This is a genomic window from Micromonospora sp. WMMD734 (assembly GCF_049178975.1).
GTDB lineage: Bacteria > Actinomycetota > Actinomycetes > Mycobacteriales > Micromonosporaceae > Micromonospora > Micromonospora wenchangensis.
The window spans coordinates 99,713-116,780 of sequence record NZ_JBMHMK010000001.1; the positions used below are offsets into that span (position 1 = coordinate 99,713).

The following is a 17,068-nucleotide window of genomic DNA, read 5'->3' on the forward strand; positions in this document are numbered from 1 at the left end:
CGGGCTGAGCATCGGTGATCAAGAGGTTTGCGTCACGCGGGTCGCCCGTCGTGACGCAAACCTCTTGATCGTTCGGGCGTCGGGCGTCGGGCGTCGGGCGGCGTGTGGGCGTGTGGGCGTGTGGGCGGGCTGCGGTGGGCGGTGGGCGAGGGGCGGTGGGTGAGAAGAGGGGTTTCGTGGGGGGTGGGGTGGGCTTAGAGTGGTGGGCGGCGACCTGCGGGTGGCCGGTGACCCGACGGGAGGCGCAACCCGTTGGGCCCAGGTGCGTGTGCACCCACCGGTGACCCGGCACGGCCGTCGACGTACCGGCCCGGCCCGGTCCCCTCGCCCCGGTCAGCTCAGGAATCCCCACCACAACAGGGGAGACAGACGATGGCGCGACCGATCACGCTCTTCACCGGCCAGTGGGCCGACCTGCCGTTCGACGAGGTCTGTCGACTCGCCTCCGAATGGGGCTACGACGGGCTGGAGATCGCCTGCTGGGGCGACCACTTCGAGGTCGACAAGGCGCTCGCCGACGACTCGTACGTCGAACGCAAGAAGGAGACGCTGGCCAAGCACAACCTGAAGGTCTTCACGATCTCCAACCACCTGGTGGGTCAGGCCGTCTGCGACCACCCGATCGACGAGCGGCACCAGGACATCCTGCCCGCCCGGATCTGGGGCGACGGCGAACCCGAAGGGGTACGTCAGCGGGCCGCCGAGGAGATCAAGGACACCGCCCGTGCGGCGGCGAAACTCGGCGTGGACACGGTGGTCGGCTTCACCGGGTCGTCGATCTGGCACACGCTGGCGATGTTCCCACCGGTCCCGCCGGCGATGATCGAGCGCGGCTACCAGGACTTCGCCGACCGGTGGAACCCGATCCTCGACGTCTTCGACGAGGTGGGGGTGCGGTTCGCCCACGAGGTGCACCCCAGCGAGATCGCCTACGACTACTACACCACCAAGCGCACGCTGGAGGCGATCGACCACCGGCCCGCGTTCGGGCTCAACTGGGACCCGTCGCACTTCGTGTGGCAGGAGTTGGACCCGGTGAACTTCATCTTCGACTTCGCCGACCGGATCTACCACGTCGACTGCAAGGACGCGAAGGTGCGCACCGGGGACGGTCGGCGTGGCCGGCTCGCCTCCCACCTGCCCTGGGCCGACCTGCGGCGCGGCTGGGACTTCGTCTCCACCGGCCACGGCGACGTGCCCTGGGAGGACTGCTTCCGGGCGTTGAACGCGATCGGGTACACCGGGCCGATCTCGGTGGAGTGGGAGGACGCCGGGATGGACCGGCTGGTCGGCGCACCGGAGGCGCTGGAGTTCGTCCGCCGGCTGGCGTTCGACGCCCCGACGGCGGCGTTCGACGCGGCGTTCAGCAGCGGCAAGGACTGAGACACCCGTCGGGCCGGTCGCCACGTGGCGACCGGCCCGACGACGTACGGACGGTCAGAGGGTGCTGCCGTTGGTGCCGGTGCCCGGCGCCTTGGGCTTCGGGGTGGTGGTGGTCGAGCTGGTCGGGGTGACGCCCGACTTGGCGCCGACGGTGGCCGGGGTGCCGGCGAAGGCGTCGTCGGCGGGGGTCAGCTCCGGCTTGCCGGTGTTGCCGGTGTGCAGCTTCTCGCCGAGCCTGGACTGGCCGAGCTTGTCCTTGCCCTCGCTGTACAGGCGGGTGGCCTGGGCCTGGGCGACCCCGGCGGCCTCCTGGACGGTCGGGTGGTCGAGCACCTTGCGGCCCCGCACGACCAGCTCCTCGTACTTCTCCCGGCCGGCACGGGCGCCCAGGACGAAGCCCGCAGCCAGCCCGCCAAGAAACATGATCTTTCCGCGCATGGCGGCTCCTTCCGTACCTGACGCTCCCGTCGTTCCCGCCGGTGGTGTCCGGTCGGGACCGACCATCGTCGCGCCCCACAGTTTTCTCGGTCGACAGCTAACTACCCATCCTGCTCCGCGCTCATACCTGGTTGTGCCGGGATGACGAATTGTCCGCATTGTGAGCGTCGATCGTTCCGGGCGGTAGCGCGGCGGTCGAATGCGGTAACCCCCTGGACCGAACCCCCCCGAAGTCCTGTACTCTTGTGCCGTCGCCGAGCGCCGGAGAGATCCGACACGACGCGACGAAGCAGTCCCCCGTAGCTCAATTGGCAGAGCAGCCGGCTGTTAACCGGCAGGTTTTTGGTTCGAGTCCAAACGGGGGAGCCCAGTCCTGCACTCCCGCCCGTCGGCCCCGCCGACGGGCTTTTCCTATCCCGCTGCCGACGTCCTTCTCCGCCGCCCGCGACGAGGGTCGGCTGGGCGGTTTCGGCCCCGGAGGGCGTAACCGGGCGGCAGGATGACTGATGTCGACCTGGACTCCCGCGGCGTCGACGGGCGCGTCGACTAAAGGGGTGGACCGGGATGGCCGGTGGACGGGGCCGGGGCACGGCCACGCTGATCGCCGTGGCGGTCGTCCTGGGCTGGCTGGTCGTCGGCGCAATCGCCGGACCGTACGCCGGCAAGCTGGGCGACGTCGCCACCAACGACAACGCCGCCTTCCTGCCCGCCGACGCCGAGGCGACCCGCGCCCAGGACCTCGCCGCCGGCTTCGTCGCCCGCCCGACCACCCCCGCCCTGGTGGTGTACGCCCGCAGCACCGGCATCACCGGTGCCGACAAGCAACGGGCGGTCGCCGACAGCACCCGGTTCGCCCAGGTCAAGGGGGTGGTCGGCCCGCTGCCCCCACCGATCGCCAGCCAGGACGGCCAGGCCCTACAGGTGGTCGTGCCGATCGACGACGCCGAGGGGGAACAGATCGGCCGGGTGGTCGACGAGTTGCGGAGCATCGCCGGTGGCGACCGGGACGGGCTCACCGTGGACGTCGCCGGCCCGGCCGGCCTGCTCGCCGACCTGATCGAGGTCTTCTCCGCCATCGACGGGCCACTGCTGCTGGTCACCCTGGTCGTGGTGCTGATCATCCTGCTGGTCGTCTACCGCAGCCCGGTGCTGTGGGTCTTCCCGCTGCTGGCGGCGGGGATGTCGTACGCGCTGGCGGCGGTCTTCGTCTACCAGTTGGCCAAGCACGACGTGATCAAGCTGAACGGGCAGGCTCAGGGCATCCTCACCGTGCTCGTCTTCGGTGCCGGCACCGACTACGCGCTGCTGCTGATCGCCCGCTACCGGGAGGAACTGCACCGGCACGAGCGCCCCTGGGACGCGATGCGCGCCGCCTGGCGGGGTGCCGCCCCGGCCATCGCCGCCTCCGGGGCCACCGTCATCGTCAGCCTGCTCTGCCTGCTGCTGTCCAGCCTCAACTCCAACCGGGCGCTCGGTCCGGTGGCCGCCATCGGCATCGCCGCCACCCTGCTGGTGATGCTGACGTTCCTGCCCGCGCTGCTGGTGCTCGGCGGCCGGTGGGCGTTCTGGCCGCGTACCCCCGGGGTGGACCGGGCGGACCCGCAGGCCGAACATGGGCTGTGGGCCCGCATCGCCCGTTTCGTCGCCCGCCGGGCCCGGGTGGTGTGGCTGAGCACCGCCGTGGTGCTGGCGCTGCTCACCCTCGGCCTCACCCAACTCGGGGCCACCACCCTCGGCCAGTCCGAACTGTTCGCCAACCGCACCGACTCCGTCGCCGGGCAGGAGGTGATCGCCAGGCACTACCCGGGCGGCACCGGCAGCCCGGCGACCATCTTCACCCGACAGCAGACCGCCGGGCAGGTCGCCCAGGTCGCGCAGGGCGTGCCCGGGGTGGCCGCCGTACGTCAGGTGACCGGGCGGGACCAGGCCGGCCCGCCCGCCCCGGACGCCCCACCCCTGGTGGTCGACGGGCGGGTGGAACTGGAGGCGACCCTGACCGACCCGCCGGACAGCGACGCCGCCGCCCGGACCATCCGCAACCTGCGCGAGGCGGTGCACCGGGTGCCGGACGCCGACGCCGTGGTCGGCGGGTTCACCGCCATCGACGTGGACACCTCCGACGCCTCCACCCGGGACCGCAACGTCATCATCCCGGTCGTCCTCGTGGTGATCACGGTGATCCTGGCGCTGCTGCTGCGGGCGCTGGTCGCGCCGGTGCTGCTGATCGCGACGGTGGTGCTGTCCTTCCTGGCCACCCTCGGGCTCTGCGCGCTGGTCTTCACCTACCTGCTGGACTTCCCCGGGGTCGACGCGTCGTTCCCGCTGTTCGCCTTCGTGTTCCTGGTCGCGCTGGGCATCGACTACAACATCTTCCTGATGAGCCGGGTCCGTGAGGAGTCCGCCCGGCGGGGCACCCGGGCCGGGGTGCTGGCCGGGCTGACCGTCACCGGCGGGGTGATCACCTCGGCCGGTATCGTGCTCGCCGCCACCTTCTCGGCGCTGGCCGTACTGCCGCTGGTGGTGCTCGTCGAGTTGGGTGTGGCGGTCGCCGTCGGGGTACTGCTGGACACCATCGTGGTCCGCTCACTGCTGGTGCCCGCCCTGGCGTACGACATCGGGCCCACGGTGTGGTGGCCGAGCCGACTGTCCCGGTCGGCGCGCGACGACACGGAGGTGGCACATGGTGGCTGAGACGGACGTGGTGATCGTCGGCGGTGGTCTCGCCGGGCTGGCGGTCGCCCGCCGGCTGCACCGGGCCGGGGTGCCCTGGCGGCTGCTGGAGGCCGGCGACCGGATCGGCGGCCGGGTCGCCACCGACACCGTCGACGGCTACCTGCTCGACCGGGGCTTCCAGGTGCTCAACACCGCCTACCCGAGGCTCGGCAGCCTGCTCGACCTGGGCACCCTCGACCTGGGCTGGTTCACCTCCGGGGTGCTGGTCCGCCGCGGTGACCGGCTCGACCGGCTGGTCCACCCGCTGCGCGAACCCGGCGGCACACCCGCCACCGTGCTCGCCGGCGTCGGCTCACTGCCCGACCGGCTGCGCTTCGCCGCCCTCGCCACCGGCTGCGCCACCCTGCCGGCACACCGGCTGCTCGACGCGCCGGAGACCACCAGCGAGTCCGCCCTGCGCCGGGCCGGGCTGTCCGACACCATCATCGAGGAGCTGATCCGGCCGTTCCTGTCCGGCGTGCTGATCGACCGGGAACTGGAGACCTCCAGCCACGTGCTGGCGATGATCCTGCGGTCCTTCGTCCGGGGCCGGATCGGCCTACCCGCCCGGGGGATGGCCGCGCTGCCGCAGGCCGTCGCCGCCCCCCTGCCGGCCGACCTGATCAGCTGCGACACCCCGGTCACCTCGGTCGCCCCCGGCCGGGTCCGCACCCCGGCCGGTGAGATCACCTGCCGTGCCGTCGTGGTCGCCGCCGACCCGACGGCGGCGACCACGCTGCTGCCCACCCTGCCCCGGGTACGCACCCACAGCTACACCACCTACTACCACAGCGCCCCCGAGCCGCCGCTCGACGAACCGATCCTGCTCGTCGACGGCGACCGGCGGGAACTCGTGGCCAACACGGTGGTGGTCAGCCGGGCCGCGCCGTCGTACGCCCCGCCCGGCCGGCATCTCGTGGCGACCTCCGTGGTCGGCCCCACCGCCCCGCCCGAACCGACGATCCGGGCCGAACTGGACCGGCTCTACGGACGCTCCACAGCGGACTGGGAACACCTGACCACGGTGTCGGTGCCGCACGCCCTGCCCGCCGCGCCACCGCCGCAGGGGCGGCTGCGCAAGCCGGTGGCCCTCGGCGGAGGGCTCTTCGTGGCCGGTGACCACCGGGACAGTCCGTCCATCCAGGGGGCCCTGGCCAGCGGCTGGCGTACCGCCGGTTCGGTGCTCGCACAACTGCGCGCGGCGGGCTGATTCGGGTGCCACCGCAGCCGCTGCTGACTGTTATCCTCGCGTAGCCCATCGTGCCGAACGGTGCCGACGGGTGGCACCGTTGCGGCGGTGGCCGGTGATTCGTCGGGCGGGTTACGATCCGGCGCGGTACGGGGGCGGTAGCTCAGCCGGTTAGAGCAGGGGACTCATAATCCCTCGGTCGCGGGTTCGAACCCCGCCCGCCCCACCAGCGCAGACACTGATCAGTCGATCGGTCGGCCGCCGTCGCCAATCTCTCTATGTCGATCTGTCGATCCGTGAGAACCTGAATCATCGTGTGATCACACGACTACCTACGGCTATTCATGCTGGAGGCGCGCGTGGCGCAGATGTCACTCTTCGGTCCCGGCGAGGCTGGACCCGACCCGAAGCCGGCCGACGACCGCACCGTTCGGCTACAGCTGCTCATTACGGTGAAGGCGGCACCGAACCCGTCAGAGAAGTACGGAGAGACCGTCTGCGTGGCGGGGCTGCGAACGGACGTGTTGCAGCCGACGTGGATTCGCCTCTACCCGATCAACTTCCGGTATCTGCACAGCGACGAGGCGTTCAGGAAGTACGACATCATCTCCGTCGACGCCAAGCCGGCACGGCAGGATCAGCGGCGCGAAAGTTGGAAGCCGATCATGGAGCGGATTTCCAGGGAGCGCCATCTCGACGGCTGGCGGTCTCGACAGCCGTTGCTTGATCCGGCTGTCGAGGATTCGATGTGTCGTCTCAACCGTGCTGCTCAGGAGCGCGCTGACGCGCAATCGCTGGCCCTCGTGCGCCCCAAGGAGGTTCGCGGACTCAAGGTCACGCCGCACCCCGGTTGGGACGAGGACGAGCAACGCAAGATCGAGGCGTACGCGAGTCAGCCGGACCTGTTCAGCGGCCGGAGCAGGTCCCCGCTACAGGCCCCCCGCTTCAAGGCGGCGTACCACTACCGCTGCTACGAGCCCGGGTGCAAGGGGCACAGGCAGCACGTCATCGACTGGGAGTTGGTGGCGCTACAACGCCGGCTCGCTGGCTACTCGGACGCTGCGCTACAGGAAGCTCTGGAGGCCAAGTTTCTGGGAGAGATGTGCGCGCCGAACCGTGACGTCGCCTTCTATGTCGGCAACCAGGCCAAGCGCGTACACGTCTTCAGCGTGCTGGGCGTGTACTGGCCGAAACGATAGGCATCCGGCCTTCGAGTGCGCGCATCACGACCTGGCGGTGACACCGGCTCTCATCCGCCTCGAAACAGAGCAGCGCCACCAGCTCACGTTGTGCCGTCTCGGCGAGGGCGTCGAGCGCTGCCAGCGACTCGGCGTGGTGTAGCCGAGAGGCGTACACCGCCCGTGCGGACCGCAACTCTTCGGGGTTGCCGCCGAACCCGGGGCGGTTCTCCTTCGGGTTGCCAAGCTCCCGGCGATGCTCGTAAGCGATGCCCTGTGCCGCGAGCGCCTGGCTGAGGGCCGACTTGCTGAATCCACGCTTGCGGGAGATCGGCGTCATCCGGACGTCGACCAGGCGCGTGACGCCCAGGTCGGCGAGGCCGGTCACGAACTCATCGATGGAGCGGCCCTCGTAACCGACACCCAGGATGCCGGTCCGGTGACTCACGGTTGAGGTGACGCTCATCGGGACACCCTCTCATGACTCGTCCGCCAAGACCATCCGGACGGCCGAGAAGTGTGCCGCCCGGCCCACCTGCGAACGGAACCGGGTCGCAGGTGGCAACGGGTCGGCTCAAGCGCTTTCGGTGGATTGGGCGGTGAGCTGGGCGCGTGCTTGCGGAGTGCTGCGCAGGGGCCGCCCCGGCGGCATCGGGGGAAAGGGAGGGGCAGCGGCCAACGGGTGATCCTGTGACACTGTGCTGACGGGGCGTGTTCTCGGCCTCGTCCGTCCGCATTGACGATCTTCCGAGAAGGTTTGATGACCAACCACAACGCGGTGTTCCGCCTTGGCCGGGTCGCCCTGACCCTGACCACGATCGCTGCCGTGACGCTGCTTCCCCTCGGCCCGGCGGCCGGGGCGGACCCCGGCCGCAGTGTGACCACGTTCGACCGCCCGGCCCCGGCGACGGCGCGCTGGCGGCTGGAGGCGGTGCCCGGCGTCACCCGGGAGCAGGCACTTGCCGACGGGCAGCCGGCGTTGGGCGGCGACACCCCGCTGACCGGCACGGGCATCAGTTGGCAGGAGGACGCCCGGTTGCTCGGTGCCCCGGCGGTCGGCTTCGACGGCACCTCGTCCTACCTGTCCGCGACGCCGTCGACCCTGGACACCTCCGCGACGTTCTCTCTCGCCACCTGGGTACGGCTGACCGACACCTCGGTCAGCCGGGTCTTCGCCAGCAAGGCCGGCAGCCACCGGGCCACCTTCTCGGTCGGCTACGACAAGGCGAGCAACCGGTGGCAGGTGCAGATGCCCTCGAAGCTCGGCAAGCGCGGCACCATTGCCGTCGCCCAGTCGACGTCGACGCCGGCGGTCGGGCTCTGGACCCATCTGGCGGTGGTGTACGACGCCACCGCGCACACTCTCACCCTGCGGGTCGACGGGGTGGCTGAAGCCGTGGTGGGCAATGTGACAGGCGTCAACGATCCGGCCGGCGAGTTCCGCCTGGGTCGCGGCGACAGCACCTGGTGGCAGGGCAACATGGCCGATGCCCGGCTGTACGCCCGAGCGCTAGTGGGGCAGGATTTCACCGGCTGGCTCGCGTCCGATCCCGGCTCCGGCGGGTTTTCGGAGCCCGGGCTGTTGCGGGCGCCGCTCGCCGGAGCCTGGCGTTTCGAGAGCGGTGTCCCGTGCTACGAGGAGGACATCGATCCGACTCTGTGCTCCGTGTCGGACGGCAGCTCCTTCGGACGCCAGCTCACCCTGACCAAGGGCAGTTTCATCACCGACTCGGCCCGTGGCATGGTGCTGGAGCTCGACGACCGGCACTGGATCGATGATCCGTCCGATCCCCACTTCGGCGAGGCGACCCGGGAGTACGCGCGTACCCAGATCAACCCCGGAGACCCGCGGAATCCGGTCTGGCAGGACGGATCGGTGCTCCGCACCGACCAGTCGTTCGCGGTTTCGGTCTGGGCGCGGCTCGACCCGGCGCGGGGTGCGCAGGCGGTCGTCTCCCAGGACGACGGCGACCGCAGCATGTTCCGGTTGGGGTACGAACCGACCGGCGGCGGGCGGTGGGAGTTCCAGGTGCGCGCCGGGGCCGACGACTCCGCGACCACCACGGCGACCGCGTCGGCTGCCGGCCCCGGCCAGTGGCATCATCTCGCCGCGGTTCTCGATGCCCGGCATCGGCAGGTGCGGCTGTACGTCGACGGGGTGCCGACGGGCGCGGCGGGGCTGCACCCCGCCTGGCAGCCCGGACAGGCGACCGGTTCCCTGCTGGTCGGCCGGTCCACCACCCCGACGGGGCCGGACGGTTGGCTCTACGGGCAGGTCAGCGATCTCGCTGTCTACCAGGGCATCGTCAGCGACGCGGACGTCCAGCGCATCTACTCCGAACAGCTGGTGACGGCGCTGAGCCGGGGAACCGGCAGAGGTAACTGACCAGCCGGCAGCTGACCGCTACCAACCCCCGGGTCGGGAGCGGTCAGCTGCCGGCCCACCGGGGCGGATCCTCAGCCGGCGGGCGCCGGGCCGTGGAAGGGCAGACGCTCCTATGCCGCGTCAAGTGGGTGGGATGGGTTTTCGAGGCGTCGGTAGAGGTCTCGGGCGACGTAGCGTTTGAGGCAGCGTGTGATCTCTCGGTCGGTTTTGCCTTGGGCGCGGCGGCGTTCGGCGTAGGCGCGGGTGGTCTGGTCGCGTTGGAGGCGGGTCAGGACGATGGTGTGCAGGGCGCGGTTGAGTTGGCGGTCGCCTGAGCGGTTGAGCCGGTAGCGGGTGGTCTTGCCCGACGATGCGGGGATGGGGGCGGTGCCGGCGAGCATGGCGAACGCGGCGTCGTTGCGGCAGCGGCCGGGGTGGGACCAGGCGGTGAGTATGGTCGCGGCGACGATCGGTCCGACGCCGGTGAGGTCGAGCAGGTCGGGTCGCCAGGAACGCACGATCGTCCGGATCGCCTTTTCGTGTTCCAGGGCTTCGGCTTCGAGGAAGCGGACGCGGCGGGCGAGGTCTCGTAGGACGGTCAAGCTCGTGAACACGTCCACCTCTGCGCTGGTGGTGGGACGTAGTCGGGTGGCGGTGGTGAGCATGAGGCGGGTGCTCTGGCCGCGGAAACGGGCCCGCACGGCCTCGGGTGAGGTGATCACCAACGCGTGCAACTGCCGCTGGGCGTCGGCGCTGGCTTCCACGGCCGCTCGGCGGGCGGTCAGCCGCACCTGCAGCGCTGCCCGCTGCGCACCGGTCTTCGGCTGAGCCAGCCGCGTGCGGGCCAGGGCATCACGAGCGGCGCGCTCGGCGTCGATCGGGTCGGACTTCGCCCCGCCACGACGCGCCGGGCGGACCGGACGGTCCAGTTCCACGACCAGCTCACCGGCATCGGCCAGGTGCCGGGCCAAGCCGGCGCCGTAACCACCGGAGCCCTCCAGGGCCCACGCCCGCAGCCCTGAATGCTGCTCGGCCAGAGCCACCAACTCGGCATAGCCATCCGGGTCGGTGTTCACCGTGGCCCTGGCCAGAACACCGCCAGTGCGGGTGTCGAGCACGGCGGCGGTGTGGGTGTCTTTGTGGGTGTCGACGCCGATGACGACCTCGACCAGATCTGCCAGCATGGACATGCGTTCTCTCCAAACCGTGGGGACGCGAGGGTCCGGTCCGGTGCGGAGATGGCAGGACTGTGATGAGACACGCCAGCCGCTAACTGGCGGTCAAGCTCCTGATCAGGCCAAACGTCTCCCGCCGGGCCGGGCGCCGGCAGCAGTGGGTGGACAAGTCCGGCCGAAGGCACGAAGCCAGTCAGTCCAAGAGTCACACCCACCGCTGCCAGCTATCAGCTCACCACTGCTGAACCGACCCCGCCATGCTCACAGTCAGTCCTGGCCGCCGCGGTACTCGTACAGGCCGTCGATCATCCTGCGTTTGAGCGCCGGGACCCGGTCGACCACGCGCAGGTAGCCGCGCATGCCGGCCAGCGCGACGCGCCCCAGCACCGGCTTGTGCACCAGGGCGTCGGCGGTCATCTGCTCCCGGGAGTCCCGGACGGCCTGGAAGCCGTACTCGATCATCCTGGTCTCGTAGTCGTGGACGGCCTCGACCAGCCCCTTGCGCCCGTCACGGACGAGCGTCAGCTCGTCGGTCAGCCGCTGCGCGTCCCGCAGCGCGGTGTTCGCGCCGACGCCCCGACCCGGCGTCATGGTGTGGATGGCGTCGCCGAGCAGGGTGACGTTCGTGCTGGGCCACGCCGGGATCGGCACCGAGGTGCGGATGGTGATGGCGAACGCGGTGCTCGGGTCGCCGAGGGTGAACAGTTCGCGCAGCCGGGGGCTCCACGTCGGGGTCATCCGCAGGGCGAGCCGGATCAGGTCGTCGCCGCCGTAGCCCGTGACGTCGGCGGGGAACTTGTCGGCCGCCGCCGCGATGCCCCAGTTGAGGTAGTCGCGGGTGTTGTCGAACAGCAGGCCGGGCCACTGTGCCAGCAGTTCGTCGTCGTTCCTCGGTCGGCCCTGCCGGTCCCAGGGGAACTCCATCCAGTGCAGGATGCAGGACTTGCCGCCGGGCGCGAGGACCATCCCGATGCCGGGGAAGTACCGCGTCGGCAGCAGCGCCGTGCTCCGGGGCGTCATCGGCACCTTCGCGGTGATCGCGATGATGCCGGTGTCCTCGGTGCGGGCGTGCGGGAGGTACTGCCGGCGTACCGCCGAGTTGACGCCGTCCGCCGCCACCAGCAGGTCTCCGGTCGCGGTGGTCCCGTCGGCGAAGATGGCGGTGACGCGACCGTCGGCCTGGTGCCGGTAGCCGACGAAGGTCTTGTCGAAGTGGATGACGTCCTGCATGCCGGTGAAGAGCAGCTGGCGCAGGGTCATCCGGCTCACCGACTTCTCGCTGTCGACGTCGTCGGTGGGTGGGCGCAGGGGTAGCGCCAGCGTCGGCCGCAGCTGCTCGTCGAAGAACACGAAGTGTTCCGGCGCGCGGGCGCAGGTCGCCACGAACGTGCGGTAGAGCTGGTCGGGCAGGCACGCCTTGAGTGCCCTGCTGCCGTGCGGGTCGATGCCGACCCGGTAGCCGTGCAGGCCGTCGCTGCGGGTGCGGTCCCGCTCGTAGACGGCGACGTTGATGCCGGCTTGCCGCAGGCCGTGGGCCAGGCACATCCCGCCGGTCCCGGCGCCGATCACGAGTACGTCCATGCCACCGCTCCTCTAGAAACTCTGATTACTAGATTTTCTAGATACTGTACGACGGTTCGCTAGAATTTCCCACCATGGGTCTGGCGGAGCAGCTCGGCGAGGCGATGCAGGCGTACCAGCGCGCGGTCGACGTGCTCGACCAGCGTGCCGCCGACCTGCTCGGCCTGAACCGCACCGACATGCGCTGCCTTGAGCTGCTGTTCGCGCCGGAGCCGCCGAGCCCCGGCGAGCTGGCCGCCGCGGCCGGGATGACGACCGGGGGTGTCACCACCGCGATCGACCGGCTGGAACGCGCCGGGTACGCGACCCGGGAACGCGACAGCGCCGACCGCCGTCGGGTGACCGTCCGCCCGACGGAGCTGGCCAACCGGATGGTCGGCACGATCTACGGGCCGATCGTGACCGACGGACAAGCGTTCCTGCGGCGCTACGACGACGAGACGCTGGCGCACATCCTCGAATTCGTCACGCACGCCACGCAGAGCTGTCACGAGCACGCCGAACGGCTGGGCCGGGGCTGAGTCTGCCCACCGTGGCGCTCGGCGTCGCGGGCGTCGTGCGTCTCACCGGAGCCGGCACGGGCCGGGACGCAGCAAAGATGGGTCACGCCAGAGGCGGGATACGGCAAAGGCAGGGGGCCACTGCCTCCCTGCCACTTCTAACTTATATCGCACCCCGGGCCTTGCGGCAAGACCCCGGTGCCGGTGCAGAATCTCCACTCGACGCCAGAACCTGGCGAAATCCGAGATTCGCGAAGCATGCGCCGGTATCGACGCATCAGGCGGCGCGAGCAGTCGAACGGGGACTCCATGATCGACGTGACCATCGTGGGTGGCGGGCCGACCGGTCTGATGCTGGCCACCGAGCTGCGGCTACACGACGTACGGGTGGTGGTGCTGGAACGCGACGCCGAGCCGACCAGCGTGGTGCGTTCGCTCGGCATGCACGTACGCAGCATCGAACTGCTGGACCAGCGGGGCCTGCTGGAGCGGTTCCTCGCACACGGCAGGCAGTTCCAGGTCGGCGGCTACTTCGCCGGCATCGTCAAGGAGTGGCCGTCGCAGCTGGACACCGCGCACGGCTACATCCTCGGCATCCCGCAGCCGGTCACCGAGCGGTTGCTGACCGAGCACGCTACGGCGGTCGGCGTCGAGATCCGGCGGGGCAGCGAACTGGTCGGGCTGAGCCAGGACGGGGACGCGGTGACCGCCGAGCTGGCCGACGGCACCCGCCTGCGTACCCGCTACCTGGTGGGCTGCGACGGCGGCCGCAGCACGGTGCGCAAGCTGCTGGGTGTGGGCTTTCCCGGTGAGCCCACCAGGAACGAGACGCTGCTGGGCGTGATGGAGCTGACCGCGTCGCTCGACGAGGTCGTCGCGGTGATGACCCGGGTGCGCCGGACGCAGCTGCGGTTCGGGGTCGGCCCGGTCGGCGACGGTGAGGGGTTGTACCGCGTCGTCGTACCGGCCGCCGGGGTGAGTGAGGACCGGACGGTGGCACCGACCATCGAGGACTTCCGGCAGCAGTTGTGGGCGACCGCCGGCACGGACTTCGGGGTGCATTCGCCCCGCTGGCTGTCCCGCTTCGGCGACGCCACCCGGCTGGCCGAGCGGTACCGGGTCGACCGGGTGCTGCTGGCCGGCGACGCGGCGCACGTGCATCCGCCGCTGGGCGGGCAGGGGCTCAACCTCGGTCTCCAGGACGCGTTCAACCTGGGCTGGAAGCTGGCCGCGCAGGTCGCCGGCTGGGCGCCGGCGGGCCTGCTGGACACCTACCAGGCGGAGCGCCGGCCGGTGGCTGCGGACGTGCTGGACAACACCCGGGCGCAGACGGAGCTGATGTCGCTGGAGGCCGGCCCGCAGGCGGTGCGTCGGCTGCTGACCGAGCTGATGGACTTCGAGCAGGTGAACCGGTACCTGATCGAGAAGATCACCGCGATCTCGGTCCGCTACGACCTCGGTGCCGACCACGACCTGGTCGGCCGGCGGCTGCGGGACGTGGAGCTGAAGCGGGGACGCCTCTACGGGCTGATGCACCGGGGTCGGGGGCTGTTGCTGGACCAGACCGGGGAACTGTCGGTGGCGGGCTGGGCCGACCGGGTCGACCACGTCGTCGACGGCGGCGGGGAACTGGAGGCGCCCGCGCTGCTGCTGCGGCCCGACGGGCACGTCGCGTGGGTCGGTGACGACCAGCAGGAGCTGCGCGACCGGCTGTCCCGGTGGTTCGGCGTCGCCGCCGCGTGACCAGGGCTGTGCCCCCGGGGTGGGCCGGGGCGCGGTGTGCCGACGCCGTGCCCGGCCACCCCGAACGGGGCGGCCGGGCACGGACGGTGGAGCGGGTCGGTCAGGCGACCGTGCAGGCCGCGCCGTTGAGGGTGAACGAGGAGGGCTTGGCGGTGTTGCCGGTGTGGTTGGCCTGGAAGCCGATGTCGATCGAGCCACCGGCCGGGATGGTGCCGTTGTAGCTGGCGTTGCGCGCCGTCACCTGCCCCGACGAGGGGGAGTAGGTGGCGTTCCAGCCGGAGGTGATGCTCTGCCCGCCGGGCAGCGTGAACACCAGGGACCAGCCGTTCACGGCGCTGGAACCGGTGTTGGTGATGGTCAGGTTCTCGGTCAGGCCGCTGTTCCAGGCGTTGACGCTGGCGGTGACCCGGCAGGCCCCGGAGCTGGGCGGCGGGGTGGTGGTCGGCGGGGGCGTGGTGGGCGGCGGGGTGGTCGGCGGAGGCGTGGTGGGCGGGGGCGTGGTGGGCGGTGGGGTGGTGGGCGGCGTGGTCGGGGTCGGGCTGGTCAGGCCGAAGAACTGGAGGGCGACGGCGGCCATCCCGCCGGCGGGCAGGCTGTGCCCCGCCCCCTGGATGCTGTACGCCTCGACGAGCACGTTGCCGCTGGCGTCGGCGTAGCGGCGGCGGTTCCAGCCGGACTGCGGGGTGTCGGTGGAGGTGGGCGTCTGGCTGAGCCCGAACACGTTCGTCCACTGCTCGATGGTCTCCTGGAGCAGCGAGTACGGCACCAGGGTGTCGGCGGTGCCGTGCCACAGCTGCACCTTCGGCCGGGGCCCGGTGTACCCGGGGTACGCCTGCTGGCGTACCGCGTCGCCCCACTGCTGCGGGGTGCGGTTCATGTTCCCGCCGGTGCACTGGCTGGCGCCGGGCGGGTAGTCGGCCGCGTTGGCGAAGCAGTTGTAGGGCACCCCCATGAAGGCGGCCCCGGCGGCGAACACGTCCGGGTAGACCGCCAGCATGTGGTTGGTCATCATGCCGCCCGACGAGCTGCCGGTGGCGAACACCCGGCGGGGGTCGCCGCCGTACTGCCGCTCGGTGTAGTTGATCATCGAGACGATCGACACGGGGTCGCTGCCGCCGCCCCGGCGCTTCGCGGCGTCCGACCAGGTGTCGAAGCAGTTGCCGAAGCCGGCCTGCTGGGTCGCCGACGGGTAGATCACGATGTAGCCGTACCGGTCGGCGAGCGAGGCGAACTCGCTGCTGGAGTAGAAGCCGGGGCCGGTGCCGCCGCAGCCGTGCATGGCCACCACGATCGCCGGGTTGGTCGGGCGGGTGTTCGGCACGTAGATGTGCATCCGCATCCGACCGGGGTTGTCGCCGAAGTTGGTCACCTCGACCAGCGACGCGGCGTACGCCGGCTGGAGTGTCGGGACCACCAGGGCGGCTGCCGCCACGGTGGCGACCAGCGGCGCCGCCAGGGCGAGCAGCAGTTTCCGTCTGATTCTCATGGGCGTGACTCCCTCACAGATTGAGATCGGCCGCGCGACCGTGCGGCACGGGTACGCCCGGATGCCCGTGTCGTCCGCGCCGGCCCACTACGTCCGGCATGCCCTGCCCCGGCCCCAGGGCATTGCATGGCACTTAGTGTTCTCCTCGGTCCGACAAGTGTCAATCGAATGACCTCGATACACTTGACGGTCACCGGTTCCGCCCCCGGGTCCACCCCGGACCGCGTTCGGTAGGCGGGCACCGGTGCGCCGTCTACAGTCGGTGCCACCGTCGCCCAGCCGAGCCCGGAGCGTCCCAGTGCCACACCCGTTCGACATCGAGGAGATCTTCCCCGACGACGGGGACCACCCGGTGCGGCTGCCCCGACGGCAGGCCGGCAACTCGCCCCAGGGCGTCGCGGTGACCCTGCTGGCCGACTACACGCTGCGGACCCGGGCGTGGCTGCCGTCCGCCGCGATCGTCGCGCTGCTGGCCGAGTCCGACGTCAGCCTCGCCGGCGCGCGGACCGTGATCAGCCGGCTGGCCCGCCGGGGCGTACTGGAGGGGAGCCGGCAGGGCCGGCGCAGCTCGTACCGGCTCAGCCGGTCCGCCGCCGTCAGCCTCTCCGTCGGTGGCAGCTGGGTGATGGCCGCGACCACCACCACCCAACCGTGGGACGAGTGCTGGACCCTCGTCGCGTTCTCCCTGCCCCAGGAGCGCAGCGCGCAACGACGCGCCCTGCGCGGCCAACTCCGGTGGCTGGGCTACGCGCCGTTGTACGACGGACTGTGGATCTCGCCGCACGAGCTGACCCCGAAGGCACGGGCCCAGCTCACCCAGCTCCACCTCGGCGCGGTCACCGTGTTCCGGGGCCGCCGGGTCGACCTCGACGCGGTCGCCGGCCGCGACCCGCTCGACGCCTGGGACGTCGCGGCGGTCGCCGAACAGTACGAGAGCTTCCTGCGGCGCTGGCGGCCCCTGCTGCCACGGATCGCCGCCGGCCGGGTCGACGGCGCGGAGGCGGTCCGGGCCCGGACCGAGGTGATGGACACCTTCCGGCGGTTCCCCACCCTCGATCCGCAGCTACCGCTGCGGCTGCTGCCCGCCGGCTGGCTGCGCGGCCCCGCCCGGGAGACCTTCGCCGCCGTCTACGACGGGCTCGCCGACACCGCCGAGCGGCACGTCCGGGCCGTCGTCGCCCGGTTCGCCGACGGTACGCAGGCCGACGTGCGGGCGCACACCACCGCCGACCTGCTGGCCGGCGTATGCGCCACCGAAACCCGGCACGCCGCCCCACCGGACCTGGCGCAGTCGTCCCCCGCGCACTGACCCGTCAAC

Annotated in this window: 13 protein-coding genes and 2 tRNA genes; 10 read left to right on the plus strand and 5 right to left on the minus strand. The window is 71.2% G+C overall.

The window, feature by feature from the left end; genetic code table 11:
- The first annotated feature begins 372 nt into the window (after positions 1–372).
- A complete protein-coding gene (locus tag ACN267_RS00510; RefSeq protein WP_204959514.1) occupies positions 373–1,383 on the plus strand; it encodes a sugar phosphate isomerase/epimerase family protein in 1,011 nt (336 codons plus the stop codon).
- A 54-nt stretch (positions 1,384–1,437) separates the two neighbouring features.
- Here the strand turns inward: ACN267_RS00510 and ACN267_RS00515 are convergent, their stop codons facing one another.
- Complete coding sequence (locus ACN267_RS00515; protein WP_204959513.1) at positions 1,438–1,821, minus strand: hypothetical protein; 384 nt, start codon at positions 1,819–1,821, stop codon at positions 1,438–1,440.
- A gap of 293 nt (positions 1,822–2,114) precedes the next feature.
- Between ACN267_RS00515 and ACN267_RS00520 the strand changes: the two genes are divergently transcribed.
- From ACN267_RS00520 to ACN267_RS00540, 5 genes are all read left to right on the plus strand, one after another.
- Positions 2,115–2,187, plus strand: a tRNA-Asn gene (locus tag ACN267_RS00520).
- A gap of 198 nt (positions 2,188–2,385) precedes the next feature.
- Positions 2,386–4,512 (plus strand): MMPL family transporter, encoded by a 2,127-nt coding sequence (locus ACN267_RS00525; protein ID WP_421487657.1) that lies wholly within the window; start codon positions 2,386–2,388, stop codon positions 4,510–4,512.
- A complete protein-coding gene (locus ACN267_RS00530) occupies positions 4,502–5,743 on the plus strand; it encodes an NAD(P)/FAD-dependent oxidoreductase (RefSeq protein ID WP_421487658.1) in 1,242 nt (413 codons plus the stop codon). The genes ACN267_RS00525 and ACN267_RS00530 overlap by 11 nt, the downstream gene beginning before the upstream one ends.
- A gap of 131 nt (positions 5,744–5,874) precedes the next feature.
- Positions 5,875–5,951: transfer RNA gene (locus tag ACN267_RS00535), tRNA-Ile, on the plus strand.
- A gap of 115 nt (positions 5,952–6,066) precedes the next feature.
- Positions 6,067–6,921: a hypothetical protein gene (locus ACN267_RS00540; protein ID WP_421487659.1), complete on the plus strand. Its 855-nt coding sequence runs from the start codon at positions 6,067–6,069 to the stop codon at positions 6,919–6,921.
- Here the strand turns inward: ACN267_RS00540 and ACN267_RS00545 are convergent.
- Positions 6,887–7,366, minus strand: coding sequence for a DUF488 family protein (locus ACN267_RS00545; protein ID WP_239485535.1), 480 nt, complete (start codon positions 7,364–7,366; stop codon positions 6,887–6,889). The genes ACN267_RS00540 and ACN267_RS00545 overlap by 35 nt on opposite strands.
- Positions 7,367–7,660: 294 nt before the next feature.
- On the opposite strand from ACN267_RS00545, the gene ACN267_RS00550 reads away from it, so the two are divergent.
- Positions 7,661–9,286, plus strand: coding sequence for a LamG domain-containing protein (locus tag ACN267_RS00550; protein ID WP_421487660.1), 1,626 nt, complete (start codon positions 7,661–7,663; stop codon positions 9,284–9,286).
- A 110-nt stretch (positions 9,287–9,396) separates the two neighbouring features.
- On the opposite strand, the gene ACN267_RS00555 is transcribed toward ACN267_RS00550, so the two are convergent.
- The gene (locus ACN267_RS00555; protein ID WP_421487661.1) at positions 9,397–10,455 is read right to left on the minus strand and encodes an IS110 family transposase; all 1,059 of its coding nucleotides are present in this window, start codon (positions 10,453–10,455) and stop codon (positions 9,397–9,399) included.
- 252 nt (positions 10,456–10,707) lie between these two features.
- Positions 10,708–12,021, minus strand: coding sequence for an FAD-dependent oxidoreductase (locus ACN267_RS00560; protein WP_421487662.1), 1,314 nt, complete (start codon positions 12,019–12,021; stop codon positions 10,708–10,710).
- Positions 12,022–12,095: 74 nt separating this feature from the next.
- Between ACN267_RS00560 and ACN267_RS00565 the strand changes: the two genes are divergently transcribed.
- Entirely contained in the window at positions 12,096–12,542 is a 447-nt protein-coding gene (locus tag ACN267_RS00565) for a MarR family winged helix-turn-helix transcriptional regulator (protein ID WP_204959508.1), read from the plus strand.
- A 288-nt stretch (positions 12,543–12,830) separates the two neighbouring features.
- Entirely contained in the window at positions 12,831–14,264 is a 1,434-nt protein-coding gene (gene rox, locus ACN267_RS00570; protein WP_421487663.1) for a rifampin monooxygenase, read from the plus strand.
- A gap of 100 nt (positions 14,265–14,364) precedes the next feature.
- Here rox and ACN267_RS00575 read toward each other — a convergent pair whose 3' ends face one another.
- Entirely contained in the window at positions 14,365–15,750 is a 1,386-nt protein-coding gene (locus ACN267_RS00575; RefSeq protein ID WP_421487664.1) for a PHB depolymerase family esterase, read from the minus strand.
- Between the two features lie 298 nt (positions 15,751–16,048).
- Here ACN267_RS00575 and ACN267_RS00580 point away from each other — a divergent pair, with 298 nt between their 5' ends.
- Positions 16,049–17,059: a PaaX family transcriptional regulator C-terminal domain-containing protein gene (locus ACN267_RS00580; RefSeq protein WP_204959505.1), complete on the plus strand. Its 1,011-nt coding sequence runs from the start codon at positions 16,049–16,051 to the stop codon at positions 17,057–17,059.
- Positions 17,060–17,068 lie beyond the last annotated feature (9 nt).

Bases quoted from the DNA above. Each gene is read 5' to 3' on its own strand.
- ACN267_RS00540 (WP_421487659.1), top strand. From the start codon at position 6,067: ATGCTGGAGGCGCGCGTGGCGCAGATGTCACTCTTCGGTCCCGGCGAG.
- ACN267_RS00525 (WP_421487657.1), top strand. From the start codon at position 2,386: ATGGCCGGTGGACGGGGCCGGGGCACGGCCACGCTGATCGCCGTGGCG.
- ACN267_RS00555 (WP_421487661.1), bottom strand. From the start codon at position 10,455: ATGTCCATGCTGGCAGATCTGGTCGAGGTCGTCATCGGCGTCGACACC.
- ACN267_RS00515 (WP_204959513.1), bottom strand. From the start codon at position 1,821: ATGCGCGGAAAGATCATGTTTCTTGGCGGGCTGGCTGCGGGCTTCGTC.
- ACN267_RS00545 (WP_239485535.1), bottom strand. From the start codon at position 7,366: ATGAGCGTCACCTCAACCGTGAGTCACCGGACCGGCATCCTGGGTGTC.
- ACN267_RS00565 (WP_204959508.1), top strand. From the start codon at position 12,096: ATGGGTCTGGCGGAGCAGCTCGGCGAGGCGATGCAGGCGTACCAGCGC.
- ACN267_RS00510 (WP_204959514.1), top strand. From the start codon at position 373: ATGGCGCGACCGATCACGCTCTTCACCGGCCAGTGGGCCGACCTGCCG.
- rox (WP_421487663.1), top strand. From the start codon at position 12,831: ATGATCGACGTGACCATCGTGGGTGGCGGGCCGACCGGTCTGATGCTG.
- ACN267_RS00575 (WP_421487664.1), bottom strand. From the start codon at position 15,750: ATGAGAATCAGACGGAAACTGCTGCTCGCCCTGGCGGCGCCGCTGGTC.
- ACN267_RS00550 (WP_421487660.1), top strand. From the start codon at position 7,661: ATGACCAACCACAACGCGGTGTTCCGCCTTGGCCGGGTCGCCCTGACC.
- ACN267_RS00530 (WP_421487658.1), top strand. From the start codon at position 4,502: ATGGTGGCTGAGACGGACGTGGTGATCGTCGGCGGTGGTCTCGCCGGG.
- ACN267_RS00560 (WP_421487662.1), bottom strand. From the start codon at position 12,021: ATGGACGTACTCGTGATCGGCGCCGGGACCGGCGGGATGTGCCTGGCC.